16 protein-coding genes are annotated in these 16,151 nt (G+C 64.8%); 9 read left to right on the top strand and 7 right to left on the bottom strand.

The annotated features are described in order from the left end of the window. Window positions 1–3 precede the first annotated feature (3 nt). Genes CSQ99_RS18960 through ipdE2 form a run of 3 tightly spaced genes read left to right on the top strand, consistent with a single transcriptional unit; the run spans window position 4 to window position 3,024 of the window. The gene (locus tag CSQ99_RS18960; protein WP_099040553.1) at window positions 4–1,128 is read left to right on the top strand and encodes an acyl-CoA dehydrogenase family protein; all 1,125 of its coding nucleotides are present in this window, start codon (window positions 4–6) and stop codon (window positions 1,126–1,128) included. Window positions 1,129–1,132: 4 nt separating this feature from the next. Continuing rightward, window positions 1,133–2,086, top strand: coding sequence for an acyl-CoA dehydrogenase family protein (locus tag CSQ99_RS18955; RefSeq protein ID WP_099040552.1), 954 nt, complete (start codon window positions 1,133–1,135; stop codon window positions 2,084–2,086). Continuing rightward, a complete protein-coding gene (gene ipdE2 / locus CSQ99_RS18950; protein ID WP_099040551.1) occupies window positions 2,083–3,024 on the top strand; it encodes an acyl-CoA dehydrogenase IpdE2 in 942 nt (313 codons plus the stop codon). The genes CSQ99_RS18955 and ipdE2 overlap by 4 nt, the downstream gene beginning before the upstream one ends. Here ipdE2 and CSQ99_RS18945 read toward each other — a convergent pair. Next, a complete protein-coding gene (locus CSQ99_RS18945; RefSeq protein ID WP_099040550.1) occupies window positions 3,021–3,830 on the bottom strand; it encodes an alpha/beta fold hydrolase in 810 nt (269 codons plus the stop codon). The two genes, ipdE2 and CSQ99_RS18945, sit on opposite strands and share 4 nt — an antisense overlap. A gap of 60 nt (window positions 3,831–3,890) precedes the next feature. Here CSQ99_RS18945 and CSQ99_RS18940 point away from each other — a divergent pair, with 60 nt between their 5' ends. Both CSQ99_RS18940 and CSQ99_RS18935 read left to right on the top strand, forming a co-directional pair. Then, window positions 3,891–4,628 (top strand): phosphate/phosphite/phosphonate ABC transporter substrate-binding protein, encoded by a 738-nt coding sequence (locus CSQ99_RS18940; protein WP_099040549.1) that lies wholly within the window; start codon window positions 3,891–3,893, stop codon window positions 4,626–4,628. Continuing rightward, window positions 4,628–5,782, top strand: a complete 1,155-nt coding sequence (locus tag CSQ99_RS18935; protein ID WP_099040548.1) for a pyridoxal phosphate-dependent aminotransferase — start codon at window positions 4,628–4,630, stop codon at window positions 5,780–5,782. Before CSQ99_RS18940 ends, CSQ99_RS18935 begins: the two co-directional genes overlap by 1 nt. Here the strand turns inward: CSQ99_RS18935 and CSQ99_RS18930 are convergent. Genes CSQ99_RS18930 through CSQ99_RS18910 form a run of 5 tightly spaced genes read right to left on the bottom strand, consistent with a single transcriptional unit; the run spans window position 5,779 to window position 12,020 of the window. Then, window positions 5,779–7,212, bottom strand: a complete 1,434-nt coding sequence (locus CSQ99_RS18930) for an HNH endonuclease signature motif containing protein (protein ID WP_099040547.1) — start codon at window positions 7,210–7,212, stop codon at window positions 5,779–5,781. The two genes, CSQ99_RS18935 and CSQ99_RS18930, sit on opposite strands and share 4 nt — an antisense overlap. Before the next feature lie 56 nt (window positions 7,213–7,268). Beyond that, the gene (locus CSQ99_RS18925; protein ID WP_245908990.1) at window positions 7,269–8,006 is read right to left on the bottom strand and encodes a class I SAM-dependent methyltransferase; all 738 of its coding nucleotides are present in this window, start codon (window positions 8,004–8,006) and stop codon (window positions 7,269–7,271) included. 2 nt (window positions 8,007–8,008) lie between these two features. Then, window positions 8,009–9,904 (bottom strand): acetoacetate--CoA ligase, encoded by a 1,896-nt coding sequence (locus CSQ99_RS18920; protein ID WP_099040546.1) that lies wholly within the window; start codon window positions 9,902–9,904, stop codon window positions 8,009–8,011. Beyond that, window positions 9,901–10,647 (bottom strand): 3-hydroxybutyrate dehydrogenase, encoded by a 747-nt coding sequence (locus CSQ99_RS18915; RefSeq protein ID WP_099040545.1) that lies wholly within the window; start codon window positions 10,645–10,647, stop codon window positions 9,901–9,903. The genes CSQ99_RS18920 and CSQ99_RS18915 overlap by 4 nt, the downstream gene beginning before the upstream one ends. Next, a complete protein-coding gene (locus CSQ99_RS18910) occupies window positions 10,644–12,020 on the bottom strand; it encodes an MFS transporter (RefSeq protein WP_099040544.1) in 1,377 nt (458 codons plus the stop codon). Before CSQ99_RS18910 ends, CSQ99_RS18915 begins: the two co-directional genes overlap by 4 nt. Before the next feature lie 108 nt (window positions 12,021–12,128). Between CSQ99_RS18910 and CSQ99_RS18905 the strand changes: the two genes are divergently transcribed. The 4 genes from CSQ99_RS18905 (at window position 12,129) to CSQ99_RS18890 (ending at window position 15,602) form a co-directional block, all read left to right on the top strand. Beyond that, window positions 12,129–13,052 carry a LysR family transcriptional regulator gene (locus tag CSQ99_RS18905; protein WP_176561092.1) on the top strand — a complete coding sequence of 308 codons (924 nt, stop codon included), beginning with the start codon at window positions 12,129–12,131 and terminating at the stop codon, window positions 13,050–13,052. A gap of 89 nt (window positions 13,053–13,141) precedes the next feature. Continuing rightward, window positions 13,142–14,335: a L,D-transpeptidase gene (locus CSQ99_RS18900; RefSeq protein WP_099040542.1), complete on the top strand. Its 1,194-nt coding sequence runs from the start codon at window positions 13,142–13,144 to the stop codon at window positions 14,333–14,335. Between the two features lie 240 nt (window positions 14,336–14,575). Continuing rightward, window positions 14,576–15,349, top strand: coding sequence for an alpha/beta fold hydrolase (locus CSQ99_RS18895; protein WP_099040541.1), 774 nt, complete (start codon window positions 14,576–14,578; stop codon window positions 15,347–15,349). Between the two features lie 4 nt (window positions 15,350–15,353). After that, window positions 15,354–15,602: a fibronectin-binding protein gene (locus CSQ99_RS18890; protein WP_099040540.1), complete on the top strand. Its 249-nt coding sequence runs from the start codon at window positions 15,354–15,356 to the stop codon at window positions 15,600–15,602. On the opposite strand, the gene hsaB is transcribed toward CSQ99_RS18890, so the two are convergent. Further along, window positions 15,599–16,150: a 3-hydroxy-9,10-secoandrosta-1,3,5(10)-triene-9,17-dione monooxygenase reductase subunit gene (gene hsaB, locus CSQ99_RS18885; protein WP_099040589.1), complete on the bottom strand. Its 552-nt coding sequence runs from the start codon at window positions 16,148–16,150 to the stop codon at window positions 15,599–15,601. The two genes, CSQ99_RS18890 and hsaB, sit on opposite strands and share 4 nt — an antisense overlap. Window position 16,151 lies beyond the last annotated feature (1 nt).

The following is a 16,151-nucleotide window of genomic DNA, read 5'->3' as shown; positions in this document are numbered from 1 at the left end:
CTAATGGACCTGAACTTTGACGACGCGACACTGGAATTCGGAAGCGAGGTCCGCGATTTCCTCGCGGCGAACTCCGACGCGTTCCCGACGGAGTCCTACGACACCGCCGAGGGCTTCGAACAACACCGGCGGTGGGACAAGGTCCTCTTCGACGCCGGCCTTTCGGTGATCACGTGGCCCGAAAAGTACGGCGGCCGTGACGCGTCGCTGCTGCAATGGGTGGTCTACGAGGAGGAGTACTTCCGCGCAGGCGCCCCAGGACGGGCAAGCGCCAACGGCACGTCGATGCTCGCGCCGACACTATTCGCGCATGGCACCGAAGAGCAGCTCGACCGCGTACTGCCGAAAATGGCCAGCGGCGAAGAGATCTGGGCCCAGGCCTGGTCTGAACCGGAGTCGGGCAGTGATCTGGCGTCGTTGCGGTCCACCGCCACCAAGACCGACGGGGGCTGGCTGCTCAACGGCCAGAAGATCTGGAGTTCGCGGGCGCCGTTCGGCGAGCGCGCATTCGGGTTGTTCCGTTCCGATCCCGAGGCGCAGCGCCACAAGGGGCTGACGTACGTCATGTTCGATCTGAAGGCCGACGGCATCACGGTGCGCCCGATCGCCCAACTGGGTGGCGACACCGGGTTCGGGGAGATCTTCCTCGACGACGTGTTCGTTCCCGACAATGATGTGATCGGCGAGGTACACGAGGGCTGGCGCGCCGCGATGAGCACGTCGAGCAACGAACGCGGGATGTCGCTGCGCAGCCCGGCACGCTTCATCGCACCGGCTGAAAGGCTTGTGGCGCAGTGGAAGTCGAATCCCGACCCCGCGTTCGCCGAACGCGTCGCAGACGCGTGGATCAAGGCGCAGGCCTACCGGCTGCACACCTTTGGCACCGTGACCCGCGTGAGCGCAGGCGGTGAGCTGGGCGCCGAGTCGTCGGTCACCAAGGTGTTCTGGTCGGACCTCGACGTGGCGATTCATCAGACGGCGCTGGACATGCGCGGCGCAGATGGGGAGCTCGCTGACGCGTGGAGCGACGGGCTGTTATTCGCCCTAGGTGGCCCCATCTATGCCGGCACCAACGAGATTCAGCGCAACATCATCGCCGAGCGCCTACTGGGCCTGCCCCGGAAGTAGAAACATGAACTTTGAGATTGACGAACAGCAGCGCGACTTCGCCGCCAGCATCGACGCGGCGCTGGGCGCAGCCGACCTGCCCGCCGCGGTGCGGGCGTGGGCCGCCGGCGACACGGCGCCCGGCCTCAAGGTGTGGGCGCAGCTGGCCGGACTCGGTGTGACCGCGCTGATGGTTTCCGAGAAGTTCGACGGCATCGAGGCGCACCCCGTCGACCTGGTGGTCGCTGCCGAGCGGCTGGGCCGATGGTGCGTTCCCGGGCCGGTGACCGAATCCATCGCGGTGGCACCGGTTCTGCTCGCGGATGACGAGCGCAGCGCGGCCCTGGCGTCGGGTGAGCTCATTGCCACCGTCGCATTGCCTCCACAGGTGCCGCGGGCGGTGGACGCCGACACCGCCGGGCTTATCCTGGTGGTGGCCAACGGCAACGTCAGCGACGGCACCGCGGGCAAGCAAGTCGAATCGGTTGATCCCAGCCGGAAACTTTTCGACGTCAATGCTTCCGGTGAAGGCAGGGCCGCCGATGTGGCACGCGCATACGAATTCGGCGCATTGGCGACCGCGGCTCAACTGGTCGGGGCGGGGCAGGCCCTGCTCGACTCGTCGGTCGAGTACGCCAAGCAGCGCAGCCAATTCGGCAAGGTGATCGGTACCTATCAGGCGATCAAGCACAAGCTCGCCGACGTGCACATCGCGCTCGAATTGGCCAGACCCCTTGTGTACGGGGCGGCACTGTCGGTGGCCGACGAGTCGCCGGTGACCGCGCGAGACGTCAGCGCCGCCAAGGTCGCCGCGTCCGACGCCGCACTGCTGGCGGCGCGCTCTGCTCTGCAGACACACGGCGCGATCGGATTCACCCAGGAGCACGACATGTCGCTGTCACTGCTGCGGGTGCAGGCGCTGCGGGCGGCGTGGGGCGATCCCGCGTTGCATCGGCGACGGCTTCTGGAGGCATTGTGAGCGAAGAACGGGAACTGTTGCGGGGCACGGTCGCAGCGCTGGTCGAGAAGCATGCGTCGCCTGAAGCAGTGCGACAGGCGATGGAGTCCGAGCGCGGCTACGACGAGTCGCTGTGGAAGTTGTTGTGCGAGCAGGTGGGTGCCGCCGCGCTGGTGGTACCCGAGGAACTCGGCGGTGCTGGCGGCGAGCTCGCCGATGCGGCCGTCGTACTCGAGGAGCTGGGCAAGGGACTGGTACCGACACCGCTGCTCGGCAGCACGCTGGCCGAGCTGGCGCTGTTGAGCCTCGATGAGCCGGACGCCGAGGCCCTCGAGGAACTCGCGGCCGGCACGAAGATCGGCACCGTCGCGTTCGACACGGACTACGTGGTCAGCGGCGACGTCGCCGACATCGTGATCGTCGCGGACGGTGCGCAGCTGAAGCGACTGACGCAGTTCACCGCGCACGCCGCAAAGCCCATGGACCCGACGCGCCGGTTGGCGCGTATCGAGTCACACGACGGCACCGACATCGGCACCGACCCGGGCTTGGCCGACACCGCCGCGATCCTGCTGGCTGCCGAGCAGATCGGCGCTGCTGCACGCTGTCTCGAGCTCACCGTCGCGTACACGAAGGACAGGGTTCAGTTCGGCAGGCCGATCGGCAGCTTCCAGGCACTCAAGCACCGAATGGCCGATCTGTATGTCGCGGTGCAGTCGGCCCGCGCAGTGGTCAACGACGCGATCGCCGAGCCTTCCCCGACATCAGCGGCCCTGGCGCGGTTCTCCGCGAGCGAGGCGTTCTCCAAGGTCGTGGCCGAAGCGGTCCAGATGCACGGTGGTATCGCGATCACGTGGGAGCACGACATCCAGCTGTATTTCAAGCGGGCGCATGGCAGCGCGCAACTGCTCGGGCCGCCGCGGGAACACCTGCGCCGCCTCGAATCCGAAGTGCTCTAGCCGCCGCGCAGGAAGCCGGTCACGTGCCGGGCCACCACGTCAGGTTGCTCGAGCCACGGCCAATGTCCTGCTCCCGGAACGATTTCCACCCGGGCATTTCGGAAGATCTGCCGTTGTTCGGACGCCTGCTCCGTCGCGATGTAGGCGTCGCGGTCGCCCCAGACGATGAGCACCTCGCCGGTGAACCGAGCGAGCCGGTCGACGTAGGGTTCGATGGCGTTCTCGCCGGTCGAGCGGTACAACTCGATGACCGTGCGTTTGGTGCCGGGCACCAGCATGTGTTCGATGATCTGGTCTCGGTGCTCAGCGGGAAGCCCGGGATCGGTGCGTTTCATCACCGTTCGGATCGTCGGGGCATTCGCGGTGAGGACGGAGAGCCCGCCGAGGAGCGGGGTTCGCCAGATCTTGGCGGCAGTGTGATTGATGCGCCGCGGGGTGTTGATCAGGGTGATGCTCGCGGTCCGGTCCAGATGGTCGGCGGCCCAAGCGAGCGCGAAGGGTCCGCCGAAGTCGTGCGCCACCAGATGTACAGGTCGGGTCTCGAGTTGGCCCAGCACTGCGTCGAGGTGCGTGGCGTAGTGCGCGACGGTGTAGCCCCAGTCGGAGGGCTTGTCGGCGGCGCCGAAACCCGGAAGTTCGGGCGAGATGACGCGGGCGAACTCGGCGACCGGGGTCATCAAGGGGTCCCAGTCGGCGCCGGCGTTGTTGCCATGGACGAAGACGACCGGCTGACCCGATTCGGGTCCGCCGATTCGCACCGGACTGCGGGTGCCGTCGACGGCGACCACATGGGTTTCCCAGGCCATAGAGAGATTCTGGCAGGTAAGTCACCGCGGTCGTTCCGCTTCCGACGTAGGCTCGCCGCAATGTTGAGCTTCGTCTTGGACCAGAATCTCGGACTGCCCGCGTGCGACGAGCCGTGGAAGACGATCCTCAGTACCGCCGGCGTCACCGCACACCAAACCGCCGACCTCGCCGCCATCGACCAGGCCCTCGCTGAACACCAGCCGGATATCGCCTACGTCCCGACCGCGGACTTTCACCGGCTGGTGCGAAGTGGTGACCAGTACTACCGCGGACTGGCGATCGCGACGTCGAAGTTCACCGGCGATCCCCGTCAGAGCAGCCTGCTCGTGGTCAGAAGCGACGACCCCGCGGCGGGGCTGGACGATTTGGCCGGCGCGGACTACGGATTCATCAACACGTCGTGCACATCGAGCTACTTTTCACCCGCCATTCTGTTGACCGGACTGGGCAAGACATGGGACAAGTTCCTGCATTTCATTCCGGTCCCGGCGTGGCAGGGGCAGATCGATGCCGTTGTCTCCAAGAAGGTCCGGGCGACGATGGTCCTCGAGGACGTATGGAGAGCAACACCAGAGAACGCGGCGAGCACGAAAGTCATCGGCCGGTACGACAACTGCAAACCACCGGTGGTCATCGCGCGCAAGGACCTTGACGACGGCACTCGCGGAACGCTTCTCGACGCGCTGGTTTCCTGGGAACCTGTCTGGGACGGCATCTTCGGCGGTCTCAAGCCGTATTACTACGCCGACGTACACCCGTTCTTCCATGACCTCGATCAACTCCCGGCCGGTATGTGATGGGTGTCGCCCTGCGTGCGGGCATTCCGCCGTTCTACGTGATGGATGTGTGGCTGGCGGCAGCGGAGCGTCAGCGCAGCCACGGCGACTTGGTGAATCTCTCGGCAGGCCAGCCGAGTGCCGGCGCGCCCCAGGCGGTGCGCGCGGCAGCGAAGGCGGCGCTGGATGAGACGGTTCTCGGATACACGGTCGCGCTTGGTATTCCGGAGTTGCGTGCTGCGATTGCAGCGTCGTATCGAGACCGGCGAGGGCTGAGCGTCGATCCGGCGGACGTGGTGGTGACGACCGGTTCGAGCGGTGGATTCCTGCTGGCGTTCCTCGCGTGCTTCGACGCGGGCGACCGGGTGGCGATTGCGAGCCCGGGCTATCCGTGTTACCGGAACATCCTGTCGGCGCTGGGGTGTGAGGTGGTGGAGATCCCGTGCGGGCCCCAGACCCGGTTCCAGCCGACCGCGCAGATGCTGGCCGAGCTCGATCCGCCGGTGGCTGGCGTGATCGTCGCGAGTCCGGCCAACCCGACCGGGACGGTGATCCCGCCCCAGGAATTGGCGGCTATCGCGTCGTGGTGTGAATCCTCGGGTGTGCGGCTGATCAGCGACGAGGTGTACCACGGACTGGTGTACGAGGGTGCACCAGAGACGAGCTGCGCCTGGCAGACCTCGCGGGAAGCCGTTGTGGTGAACAGCTTTTCGAAGTATTACGCGATGACGGGCTGGCGGCTGGGGTGGCTGCTTGTACCGAAGGAGCTGCAGCGCGCCGTCGACTGTCTGACGGGCAACTTCACCATCTGTCCGCCGACGCTCTCTCAGGTCGCCGCGGTGGCGGCGTTCACGCCGGAGTCGATCGCGGAGGCCGACGCGCTGCTTGGACATTATGCGAGCAACCGGACCTTGTTACTCGACGGACTGCGGGCAATTGGTATCGACAAGCTCGCGCCGACCGATGGCGCATTCTATGTGTATGCCGACGTGTCACACCTGACCACAGACACGTTGTCATTCTGCTCGAAACTTCTGGCCGACACCGGCGTTGCGATCGCGCCCGGCATCGACTTCGACACCGTGCGGGGCGGGTCGTTCGTCCGACTGTCCTTCGCCGGACCATCAAGTGATATCGAGGAGGCAGTGCGCCGCATCGGCGCGTGGCTCGTCTAGAACGGTGGGGGCGAGTTGTTTCGTTCGCGTTCGGCTTTGATGCGCGCCGCGCGGTATTGGGCTCGGGTGCATGTACGTTGGGGCATCATCAAACCCCGGTCGGTGCTGAACGTCTCCGGCGGTGGTGGGGGTGGAAGGTCGCCGGTGGCGGTATCCCATTCCGGGAAGTAACATCTCGACCCCGGATACGTCGTATAGGTGTGTCCGGTCGGCGACGTCCACACCGCCGCACCATCGGGCAGAAGTTCCAGTTCCCAGTCGCCGGTCCAAAACGTCTTGAGGTGGTGATGTTTTCGACATAAGCAGGCCAGATTCGACGGATGCGTCGCCCCGCGCGGATACGGAATCACATGATCGATATCGCAGAACTCCGCCGGTGCGGTGCAACCGGGAAACCGGCACGTCAAATCACGGGCCCGCACAAACCGATCCAGCGTGGCCGACGGCCGATACCTCGACTCCGGCTCCTCGGCCGGCGTGCACACAGGGCGTAATTTCGCGCCGCTACGCAACAACTCGGCCAGCAGCGGTGTCGGCATCACGTCTGTACCCGACAACAACGCCGTACCCGCGGATTTGGGGTTCGGGGCCGCGGGAGTCGAGGGTGGCTTCTGCAGTCCGTCGAGGGTGGCTTGGTCGGTATACACATTCACGACCAACGAGGACTTCGGGACCGGCTGCGCTTCACGGGCAGGGCAATCCTGCATATCGCATGCGCACGGCAGATGATCATTACCGTGGCTCCACGCGCCTATCGCATCGGCGCGCCGCTCGGGCGCCGAGCGGGGATCGTTCTCGCACACCGTGGCCACCATCGCCGCGATCCTCTTCTTCAGCACCGCCGCATCGGCCGAGGACAGCCGGCCCCACACCGACGTCGTCCCAGCCTCATCCTCACGATCACCAACCACGAAGTCGCGGCCGCGCGCCACGGTCGTACTCACCATCAGCGCACGGGCATCGAACTCCAACACCAGGGCATCCACCGCCGCGCTCAGCTTGTCCTCGGCAAGCGGACCCCACGTACCTGCCCGCTCAGCGATGGCGCGATCGATCACCGCCCACACCGCCTCATCAGTGATGAACTGCGTCCGCCAGGTGATCGCACCCACCACCCGCGCACTGAGCTCACCTCGCCCGAACAACCCAGCCACCGCAGGCAGATGATCGCGCAACGCCACCGCGATACGCATCTGACCAGAAGCCCTACGCGCACTGATATTCATCGCCGCGCCCACCTCCGCAGCCGCGCAATCCCACCAATCACACGCCCACCGCGCACGTTCATCATCGTCAAGGACACGGCGACGCTTGAGCTCAGCGACCGCCGCCAACCGACGCGCCCCAGTAGCCGCCTCAGCTCGCGTCAGGTCCGCGATAGCAGCCACGACAGCGGCATCGTCAGCCCCGGCAAACTCTGACTCGAACATGTGTTCGACTTTATACCCGCACTCAGACACGCCTCGATCGGAGACCGATTGAGCAGCTAGAGACCGTTTGCGCGCGGATTCGGGACAGCTCGGATGGCAAGAAATCCGGTGGGCTCGCGACTCAGACGCTCATATTTCTCAGGGTCGATATCTGCCGCGTGGGCAGTCGGCCGCGGCTCCAGTAATCGCTCGATGAGGAAGCCGGCCTCATGCAGTTCCTCGCACGTCTGCTCGAGCGGTGCCAGCCAGTATCGAACCCGCCATCCGCGGCTCCACGTTTCATCTACGACACGGGCTTCGAAATAGTCTCCGCCATGTCGGAGCCAGTCGCCGGTGGGATGCTGGCGCGACAGTACGAGCGCGCCGTCGCGGCGAAGAACGCGCCGAAACTCGCGCAACGCAGCGGCCCTGTCATCTACATACTCGAGCGCCAGCGCGAATAGCACCATGTCGACTGATTGGTCGTCGAGCCAGTCGAGCGGGTCGGCCAAGTCGTGGGTACGAAACTTCCCCCCAGGAACTCGCTGTTGGGCCAACTCGATCATTCGGGAACTCTGATCGAAACCAACCACACTGGCGCCACGTTTCGTCAACTCTTCGGCGTACAGCCCGGGCCCACAGGCTGCGTCCAAGACGTCTGCGCCGGCGACATCGCCCAGTAGCGAGAGACATGCCGGGCGGTCATAATGCGCGTTGAACAGGCCATCGTGAGCGTGTTCGAGGAATTCGTCTGCGAAGACGTCGTACTGAGGATGAGTTCCGACAGCATCGTGCACCGCCTCATTCTCCGACACCGCTAGCGCTTCAGGGTGGCGTACCAATCCAGCAGATCAGGGTCATCGACGGCGGTGCGCTCCACGACCTTCGCGGCGTCCGCACCCGCGAACAGCTTCTTGATCGGCACCTCGAGCTTCTTACCGGTACGGGTGTGCGGAATTCCGGGAGCCTCGATGATCTCGTCGGGAACGTGGCGCGGAGACACCTCATCGCGGATCGTCTTCTTGATCCGCTCGCGCAGATCGTCGGTCAGCTCTGCACCTTCGGCCAGCACGACGAACAACGGCATCCAATACCCACCGTCATCCTGCTCGCAGCCGATCACCAACGCCTCAGCAATTTCGGGAAGCCGCTCCACGGACTGATAGATGTCGGCGCTGCCCATCCGGATGCCGTGCCGGTTGAGCGTCGAGTCCGACCGCCCATGCACGATGACGCTGCCGTGATCAGTGAAGGTGATCCAGTCACCATGCCGCCACACTCCAGGAAACATTTCAAAATATGCACTGCGATACCGCGATCCGTCGTCATCGTTCCAGAAAAAGATCGGCATCGACGGCATCGGTCTGGTGATGACCAACTCACCGACCTCACCGCGCACGGGATTACCCGACTCGTCCCAGGCGTCCAACGCGCACCCGAGGAACGGGGCCGACAACTCTCCGGGCCATACCGGCACGGTGCGCACACCGCCGATGAACGCCGATACGACGTCGGTGCCCCCGCTGATCGACGCCACCTGGACATGTTCGCCGACGTTGTCGCGCAACCACAGCGAGGACGACGGGGGTAGTGACGATCCGGTGATACCGACCGTCCGCAACGCCGACAGGTCGTGCTCCTTACGCGGGACGGCACCCGCCTTCGCGCATCCGAGCACATACCCGGGACTGGTACCCAGGACAGTCGCTCCAATCCGGGCGGCGATGTCCCACAATGCATCTGGCCGTGGAGCGCTAGGGCTGCCCGAATAGCAGACAATCGTCGCGCCAACCAAGAGTCCCGCGATCTGGAAGTTCCACATCATCCAGCTCGGGCTGGTGTACCAGAAGAACGTGTCGTCGGGACCGATATCCGATTGCAGAGCAACGGCTTTTAAATGCTCGAGCACGACACCACCGTGGCCGTGGACGATTCCCTTGGGCTTACCGGTCGTGCCCGACGAGTACAGGATCCACAGTGGATGGTCGAAGTCGACGGCCACCGTCGAGAGCTCGCCACCGGTCGCTATGAGTTCGGATGCCAACACAGTTGCCTTCAGTGTCGGCAATCCTGCGCGCAGCGCCTCGACATCCTCGCGTTTGTCGTAATGCTTACCGCCGAAGTCATAGCCGTCGGCCGTCACCAGCACCACGGGCTCGAGCTGACCCAACCGGTCCAGCGCCGCCTTGGCCGAGTAGTCCTGGCCGCAGGCACTCCAGATCGCGCCGACACTCGCGGTCGCCAGAAACGCGATGACGGCCTCGGGGATGTTCGGCAGGTATCCGGCGACCCGATCGCCGACTCCGACGCCGAGGGAGCGGAGCGTGTCGGCGAACGCCGCAGTGCGACCGAGCAATTCATCCCACGAGAGTTCGACCGAGCTACCGCCCTCGGCGACATGGACGATCGCGGGCCGATCCGTGCGCGCATTGCGGATGACCTGATCGACGTAGTTCACCTTGACACCCGGAAACCATTGCGCTCCCGGCATCGTCTCGTTCTCGAGGATCTTGTCGCCACGGTCGCCGAGGTCGAAGTAGTCCCACAGCGTGGCCCAGAACGCGGCAGGATCGTCCACCGACCACTGCCACAGCGAACGGTAATCGGTTGTCGTCACACCCGTCTGCTCTCCCACGAAGCGCGCGAAGTCGGTCACGCGGGCAGTAGCGACGTCCTCGTCAGTCGGCACCCATTGCGGTGCGGAACCGGTCATCGCGCGCTCCAGCCCCCGTCCATCGTGTACGACGCCCCCGTAACCATTCCCGCAGTCGGTGACGCCAACCAACCCACCAGGGCCGCTACTTCCTCGGGTTCCACCAGACGCTTGATGGCGCTCTCCTTCAGGAGGATGTCGGTCACCACCTTATCCTCCGGAATGCCGTGCACCTTGGCTTGATCGGCGATCTGCTTGGTCACCAGCGGGGTTCGCACGTACCCGGGGCTCACACAGTTGCTCGTGACCCCGTGCGGCGCGCCCTCGAGAGCGGTCACCTTCGAAAGGCCCTCGAGTCCGTGCTTGGCGGTCACGTACGCGACTTTGAACTCCGACGCCCGGATCCCATGTATCGAGGAGACGTTGATGATCCGGCCGAAGTTCTGCCTGCACATGTGTGGCAGCGCGGCGCGGATGAGCAGGAACGGCGATTCGACCATGAGAGTCATCAGGTGACGGAATCGATCGGGCGCAAAGTCGGAGATGGGGCTGACGTGCTGAACGCCGGCGTTGTTGACAAGGATGTCCGCGTCCAGTTGCAGATCTTCGAGCGCTGAGACATCGGAAAGGTCTACGGGCCAAGCCTTTCCACCGATATCGTCCGCGACCGACTTGGCGCCGATGTCGTCGCGATCGGCGACGGTGACCACCGCCCCACGCGCGGCGAGCTCCCGCGCGCAGGCCTCGCCGATACCGCTCGCGCCACCGGTGACAAGCGCGGAGCGGCCCGCGAGGTCGGTCATACGACGCCGGCCTTCGCGAGTTCCGCACGATCCGCCTCGTCGACGCTTTCCAGGTCGATTCCGTTCGTCTCGCGCATGCAAAGCACCGCGACGAGGGTGACCGCTGCGGCCGCCGCGAGGTAGATCGCGACAGGGACCCAGGAGTTGTAGATCTCGAGCAGCTTGACCGCGATGATCGGCGCAAGCGAGCCCGCGACTATCGAGGTGACCTGATAACCAAGGGACACACCGGAATAGCGCATCCGGGTCGGGAACATCTCGGCCATGATCGCCGGCTGCGGCGAATACATCAATGCGTGGATGACAAGGCCGATGACTATCGCGGCGATGATGAGTAGATAGTTCGCGGTGTCCATCATCGGGAACGCGAAGAAGCCCCATGTCGCCGCCAGCACCGTTCCGACAAGATAGATGGGCCGTCGACCGTACCGATCGGCCAGCTTACCGACAAGCGGTATCACGGCGAAGTGCACAGCATGCGCAACCAGCATGTACCGCAGGATCGCGTTGGTGTCGACGCCGACCTGCACGCTGAGGTACGTGATCGACACAATGACCACGAGGTAATACATGATGTTCTCCGCGAATCGGAGTCCCATGGCGGTGAACACTCCGCGCGGATACCGCTTGAGCACCTCGACCACTCCGTAGGAGACGGCCTTGACCCTCTCCACTTCCTGCTGCGCCTCAACGAAAATCGGCGCATCGCTGACTTTCGTCCGGATGTAGTAGCCAACTAGGACGACGATCGCTGACAGCCAGAACGCGACCCGCCATCCCCACGACAGGAAGTCCTGTTCCGACAGTGTCGCGGTCAGCGCCCACAGCACGACCGTAGCGAGCATGTTGCCCAGCGGCACTGCGGCCTGCGGCCAACTGGCCCAGAACGCTCGACTCTTGTTCGGGCTGTGTTCGGCCACCAGCAGGACGGCCCCACCCCACTCACCACCGACTGCGAAACCCTGCAGGAAGCGAAGGACCACCAACAGCGCCGGTGCCCACATCCCGATCTGACCGTACGTCGGCAAGCAGCCCATCAGGAACGTGACGGCACCGACAAGCAGGATCGCGAACTGCAATAGCTTCTTGCGACCGTACTTGTCGCCGAAGTGACCGAAGACGATCCCGCCGAGTGGGCGGGCGAGGAAGCCGACGGCATAGGTCAAAAACGCGGCGAAGATCGCGCCGTAAGCGCTGTCGCTCGCGGGAAAGAACACCTTGTTGAAGACCAGGGTGGCGGCCGTGCCGTAGAGGAAGAATTCGTACCACTCGACGACGGTGCCCGCCATCGATGCAGCGACGACGCGTTTGAGGCCGGTCGGAACGGAGTCGGAGTCGCTTCCGGTGGGCGGTGGTTCGTTGTGAGTAGTCATCGAACGCTCCTAGATTGTGATGCACCGCACAGACCTCTGTGAGTATTCATGCAGGTACCCCCACCTGCAATGATCAAAACTGCAGGAACCATCTGCAAAAATGCAGATATGGCTGTGCCTTCTCGCTCATCAGACCGCAAACCCAGCGCCGACGACCTTCTCGTGTTGCTCGCCGTCGGTCGTTCGGGCCGCTACAACATCGCTGCGGAGGAGCTCGGCCTCAACCACACCACCATCTCGCGCCGTATCGCCGCACTCGAGCAGTCGATCGGTGGCCGGGTGCTGGCCCGGGTCGCCGGCGGCTGGGAGTTGACCGACCTCGGGCGCGAGGCACTGTCGGCCGCCGAGGCCGTCGAATCCGCCGTGCGCTCGCTGAGCGTCCACACCGCTGGTCAGCCCGCACTCGAGGGCGTGGTCCGGATATCGGCGACCGACGGCTTCTCCGCGTACATCGCCGCGCCAGCGGCCGCACAGGTGCAACGGGACCACCCCAACGTCGCGGTCGAAATCGTCGCCGCGACCCGGCGCGCCACCCAGCAACGCTCCGGCCTAGACGTCGAAGTGGTGGTCGGCGAACCGAAAGTGCACCGCGCCAAGGCGATCCGGCTCGGCGACTACTGCCTCGGCCTGTACGGCGCGCGCGGCTACCTGGTCGACAACGGCACACCGACGAGTATCGCGGACCTCGCCCGATATCCGCTGGTGTACTTCATCGACTCGATGCTGCAGGTCGACGACCTCGACGTCGCCACCAGCTTCGCCCCCGCCATGCGTGAGTCCGTCACCTCGACCAACGTCTTCGTCCATGTCGAGGCGACGCGTGCGGCGGCGGGAATCGGTCTGCTGCCGTGTTTTATGGCCGACCGGCACGACGATCTCGTACGGGTGCTGTCCGACGAGGTCGCGGTCCGGTTGACGTACTGGCTCGTCACCCGCGCCGAGACGTTGCGCAGACCTGAGGTCGCGGCCGTCGTGAATGCGATCGCGCAGCGGATGGCCGAACAGCGCGACGTGCTCCTCGGCGGCGGCTAGGTTGACCCGCACCACGTCCGACCTGCATCTACGTAGTAGCTACGTAGGATGGTGGCTCAACTGCTTCGACGAGCGACGGGACAACACCTATGCGGCGGGTCTACTGGTGGACGACGGCGACCCTCGTGACCATCGCCGCCGTCGTCGGGCTCTCTGCCTGTGGCAGCGCGACGCCTGCGCCACCGCCGCAGGCGATCATCGACAAGGGCACGCCGTATGGCGACCTACTCGTTCCGAAACTGCAGACGTCGGTCACCGATGGCGCTGTCGGAGTGCCCGTCGAATCACCGATAACAGTCAATGCCGAAGACGGCGTGCTGGGACCCGTCACATTGGTCAACGCCGCGGGCCGGATGGTCAAGGGCGAGGTGAGTCCCGACGGCCTCACCTGGCGTTCGGCAGAACCGCTTGGCTACAACAAGGAGTACACCCTGACCGCCGAAGCGTTGGGTCTCGGCGGTGCGAGCCAGAGCAATGCCACGTTCGAAACCCACTCGCCCCAGAATCTGACGATGCCCTACGTGTTCCCCAAGGAGGGGGAGGTGGTGGGCGTCGGACAACCGCTGGCGGTGCGGTTCGACGAGAACATCCCCAACCGCTTCGCCGCCCAGCAGGCCATCACCGTGACGACAGAGCCTCCGGTCGAGGGTGCGTTCTACTGGGTGAACAGTCGCGAAGTCCGCTGGCGCCCAGCCGAATACTGGAAGCCGGGGACCAAGGTCACCGTGATTGTCAAGACCTACGGCGTCGATCTCGGTGACGGACTGTTCGGACAGGACGACGTGACGAGTCACTTCACCATTGGCGACCAGGTAATCGCGACCGCCGACGACGCCACCAAGACGATGACTGTGCGGATCAACGGCGAAACCGTCAAGACCATGCCGATATCCATGGGTAAGGACAAGACTCCCACCGACAACGGCACCTACATCATCGGCGACAGGCACTACTTCCTCGTCATGGACTCGTCGACCTACGGCGTTCCGGTCAATTCACCCGACGGCTACCGGACCGAGGTCAACTGGGCGACGCAGATGTCCTATAGCGGCATCTATGTCCATTCCGCACCGTGGTCCGTTGGCAGCCAAGGTCGTTCGAACGTCAGCCACGGATGCCTGAACGTCAGTCCGCAGAACGCCCAGTGGTTCTACGAGACCACCAAACGCGGCGACATCGTCGAGGTCATCAACACTGTGGGGCCGACACTTCCCGGCACCGACGGACTTGGTGACTGGAACATCCCCTGGGAGCAGTGGAAAGCTGGAAACGCCGGGGTGTAGCAGCTGTAGTCGTCAGTGATTACAGAGAACGTTGACGACGACGGGAGCGCTGACGATCGCCGACATGGTGGCTGACACCGCGGCGGGTGAGCCGGCCGCGTCGAAAGCACTGTCGTATAGGCAATCCGACGCTCATCGGCGAGCCCAGACACGTTCCATGACAGTCGCCTCGAGATCACCGAATCCTCGCTGCTGCATCTTTCCAATTTAAGTCCATTGCCGAAGGACTAGCGTCAACCCATGCCGTTCATCGACCATCCCAAGGGCCGCGCGTACTACCGGCACTGGGCCGCAGCCGAGCCGCGTGCCGCTGTCATCTTCCTGCACGGCTTCGGCGAGCACACCGGGGTCTATCACCGCTACGGCTTCGCGCTCAACGCCGCTGGCATCGATCTGTGGGCGGTCGACCACTTCGGCCACGGGCTCAGCCCGGGCGCCCGCGGTGACTTCGGCTCGATCGAAGACAGCTCCGATCTCGGCGACACCCTCACCGAGTTGGCCGAAGGGGCGCAGCCCGATCTGCCGTTGATCGCACAGGGCCACTCCTACGGATCGGTGGTCACGCTGTTCCGGCTGCTGAACCAGCCCGGCCGCTACCGGGCCGGCGTCATCTCCGGCGCGCCGCTGGTACCGGTCCCTGAGCTACTGGACGCCGACAGTACTTTCGACCTCCAGCCCGGCTGGCTCTCGGCGGACCCCTTCTATGTCGATTCGCTCGAGAACGACCCGCTGGCATTCGTCGACGCCGATGGTGCGCCGCTCGCCCGCGAGCTCGACAGGGCGTGGGACAGGTTCGGCGCGGAGCTGCCGAAGCTGACGGTGCCGACGTTGGCGGTGCACGGCGTCAACGATGCGATCGCACCGGTGGGGGCCGTGCGGGCCTATGCCGAGCAGATCGAGGCGTTGCAGCTCACGGAGTTTCCCGGGGCCCGCCACGACATCCTCAACGAGACCGTTCACCGTGAGGTGACCCAGACAATCGTCGAATTCATCGAATCGAGAGTTGTAGGCTGAGCCGATGCTGACGAGAGTGGCGATCGCTGTGCTGATCGGATTGGGCGCGACGTTGGCGTTCGCCGCCCCGGCCCAGGCGCAGCCCGGGCGCCCGCCCTGCGACCTCGCGCTCAGCTTCATCTGCAATATCATCCCGTCGGCACCGGACCTCGACCACAATGTCGATCTGTCCACACAGCTGCCGGTCGATCCGAACGCACCGAACCCCGAATTACTGCCGCCGCTCGACCCGTGCTCGGCGGGCTGCATCTAGAGCCAGGTGTCGTCGGTGGTGGCCGTGAGGAACGCCTCGAGGTCATCGCGCCAGTGCGCCGGGCTGTTCTTGTCCGGCTCGATGCCTGTGTACTGCCCCTTGTAGAACAACAGCGGGCGAGGTTTCTTGTGCGGCACGTCGGATAGCGAGTGCACGGCCCCGAACACCACCAGGTGATCGCCGCCGTCATGCACCGAATGCACCGTGCAGTCGATGTGTGCCAGCGTGTCCTTGATGATCGGCGATCCGAGTTTCGAAGGATGCCAGTCGAGTCCGGCGAACTTGTCGGGCTCCTTGGATCCGAAGCGTGCCGAGACGTCCTTCTGCTTCTCGTGCAGCACGTTGACGCAGAAACGCCCGCTGGCCTCGATGGCCTTCCAGGATCGCGATACCTTCGTCGGGCAGAACAGCACCAGCGGAGGTTCGAGCGACAGCGCGGCGAACGACTGACACGCAAAGCCGACCGGCTCCTCGTCATGCATGGTGGTGATGACGGTGATGCCCGTGCAGAACTGCCCCAGCACATTTCGGAATGTGCGGGGGTCCATC

Origin of the sequence: Mycobacterium neglectum (assembly GCF_002591975.1) — a bacterium.
Taxonomy (GTDB): Bacteria; Actinomycetota; Actinomycetes; order Mycobacteriales; family Mycobacteriaceae; genus Mycobacterium; species Mycobacterium neglectum.
Note: the sequence above shows the minus strand (reverse complement) of the source record. Positions and strands in the feature narration are given on the sequence as shown.

Coding starts and splice junctions, on each gene's coding strand:
- CSQ99_RS18895 (WP_099040541.1), top strand. CDS start 14,576: ATGCCGTTCATCGACCATCCCAAGGGCCGCGCGTACTACCGGCACTGG.
- CSQ99_RS18930 (WP_099040547.1), bottom strand. CDS start 7,212: ATGTTCGAGTCAGAGTTTGCCGGGGCTGACGATGCCGCTGTCGTGGCT.
- CSQ99_RS18955 (WP_099040552.1), top strand. CDS start 1,133: ATGAACTTTGAGATTGACGAACAGCAGCGCGACTTCGCCGCCAGCATC.
- CSQ99_RS18915 (WP_099040545.1), bottom strand. CDS start 10,647: ATGACCGACCTCGCGGGCCGCTCCGCGCTTGTCACCGGTGGCGCGAGC.
- CSQ99_RS18940 (WP_099040549.1), top strand. CDS start 3,891: ATGTTGAGCTTCGTCTTGGACCAGAATCTCGGACTGCCCGCGTGCGAC.
- hsaB (WP_099040589.1), bottom strand. CDS start 16,150: ATGGACCCCCGCACATTCCGAAATGTGCTGGGGCAGTTCTGCACGGGC.
- CSQ99_RS18900 (WP_099040542.1), top strand. CDS start 13,142: ATGCGGCGGGTCTACTGGTGGACGACGGCGACCCTCGTGACCATCGCC.
- CSQ99_RS18960 (WP_099040553.1), top strand. CDS start 4: ATGGACCTGAACTTTGACGACGCGACACTGGAATTCGGAAGCGAGGTC.
- CSQ99_RS18910 (WP_099040544.1), bottom strand. CDS start 12,020: ATGACTACTCACAACGAACCACCGCCCACCGGAAGCGACTCCGACTCC.
- CSQ99_RS18890 (WP_099040540.1), top strand. CDS start 15,354: ATGCTGACGAGAGTGGCGATCGCTGTGCTGATCGGATTGGGCGCGACG.
- CSQ99_RS18920 (WP_099040546.1), bottom strand. CDS start 9,904: ATGACCGGTTCCGCACCGCAATGGGTGCCGACTGACGAGGACGTCGCT.
- CSQ99_RS18905 (WP_176561092.1), top strand. CDS start 12,129: ATGGCTGTGCCTTCTCGCTCATCAGACCGCAAACCCAGCGCCGACGAC.
- CSQ99_RS18945 (WP_099040550.1), bottom strand. CDS start 3,830: ATGGCCTGGGAAACCCATGTGGTCGCCGTCGACGGCACCCGCAGTCCG.
- CSQ99_RS18935 (WP_099040548.1), top strand. CDS start 4,628: ATGGGTGTCGCCCTGCGTGCGGGCATTCCGCCGTTCTACGTGATGGAT.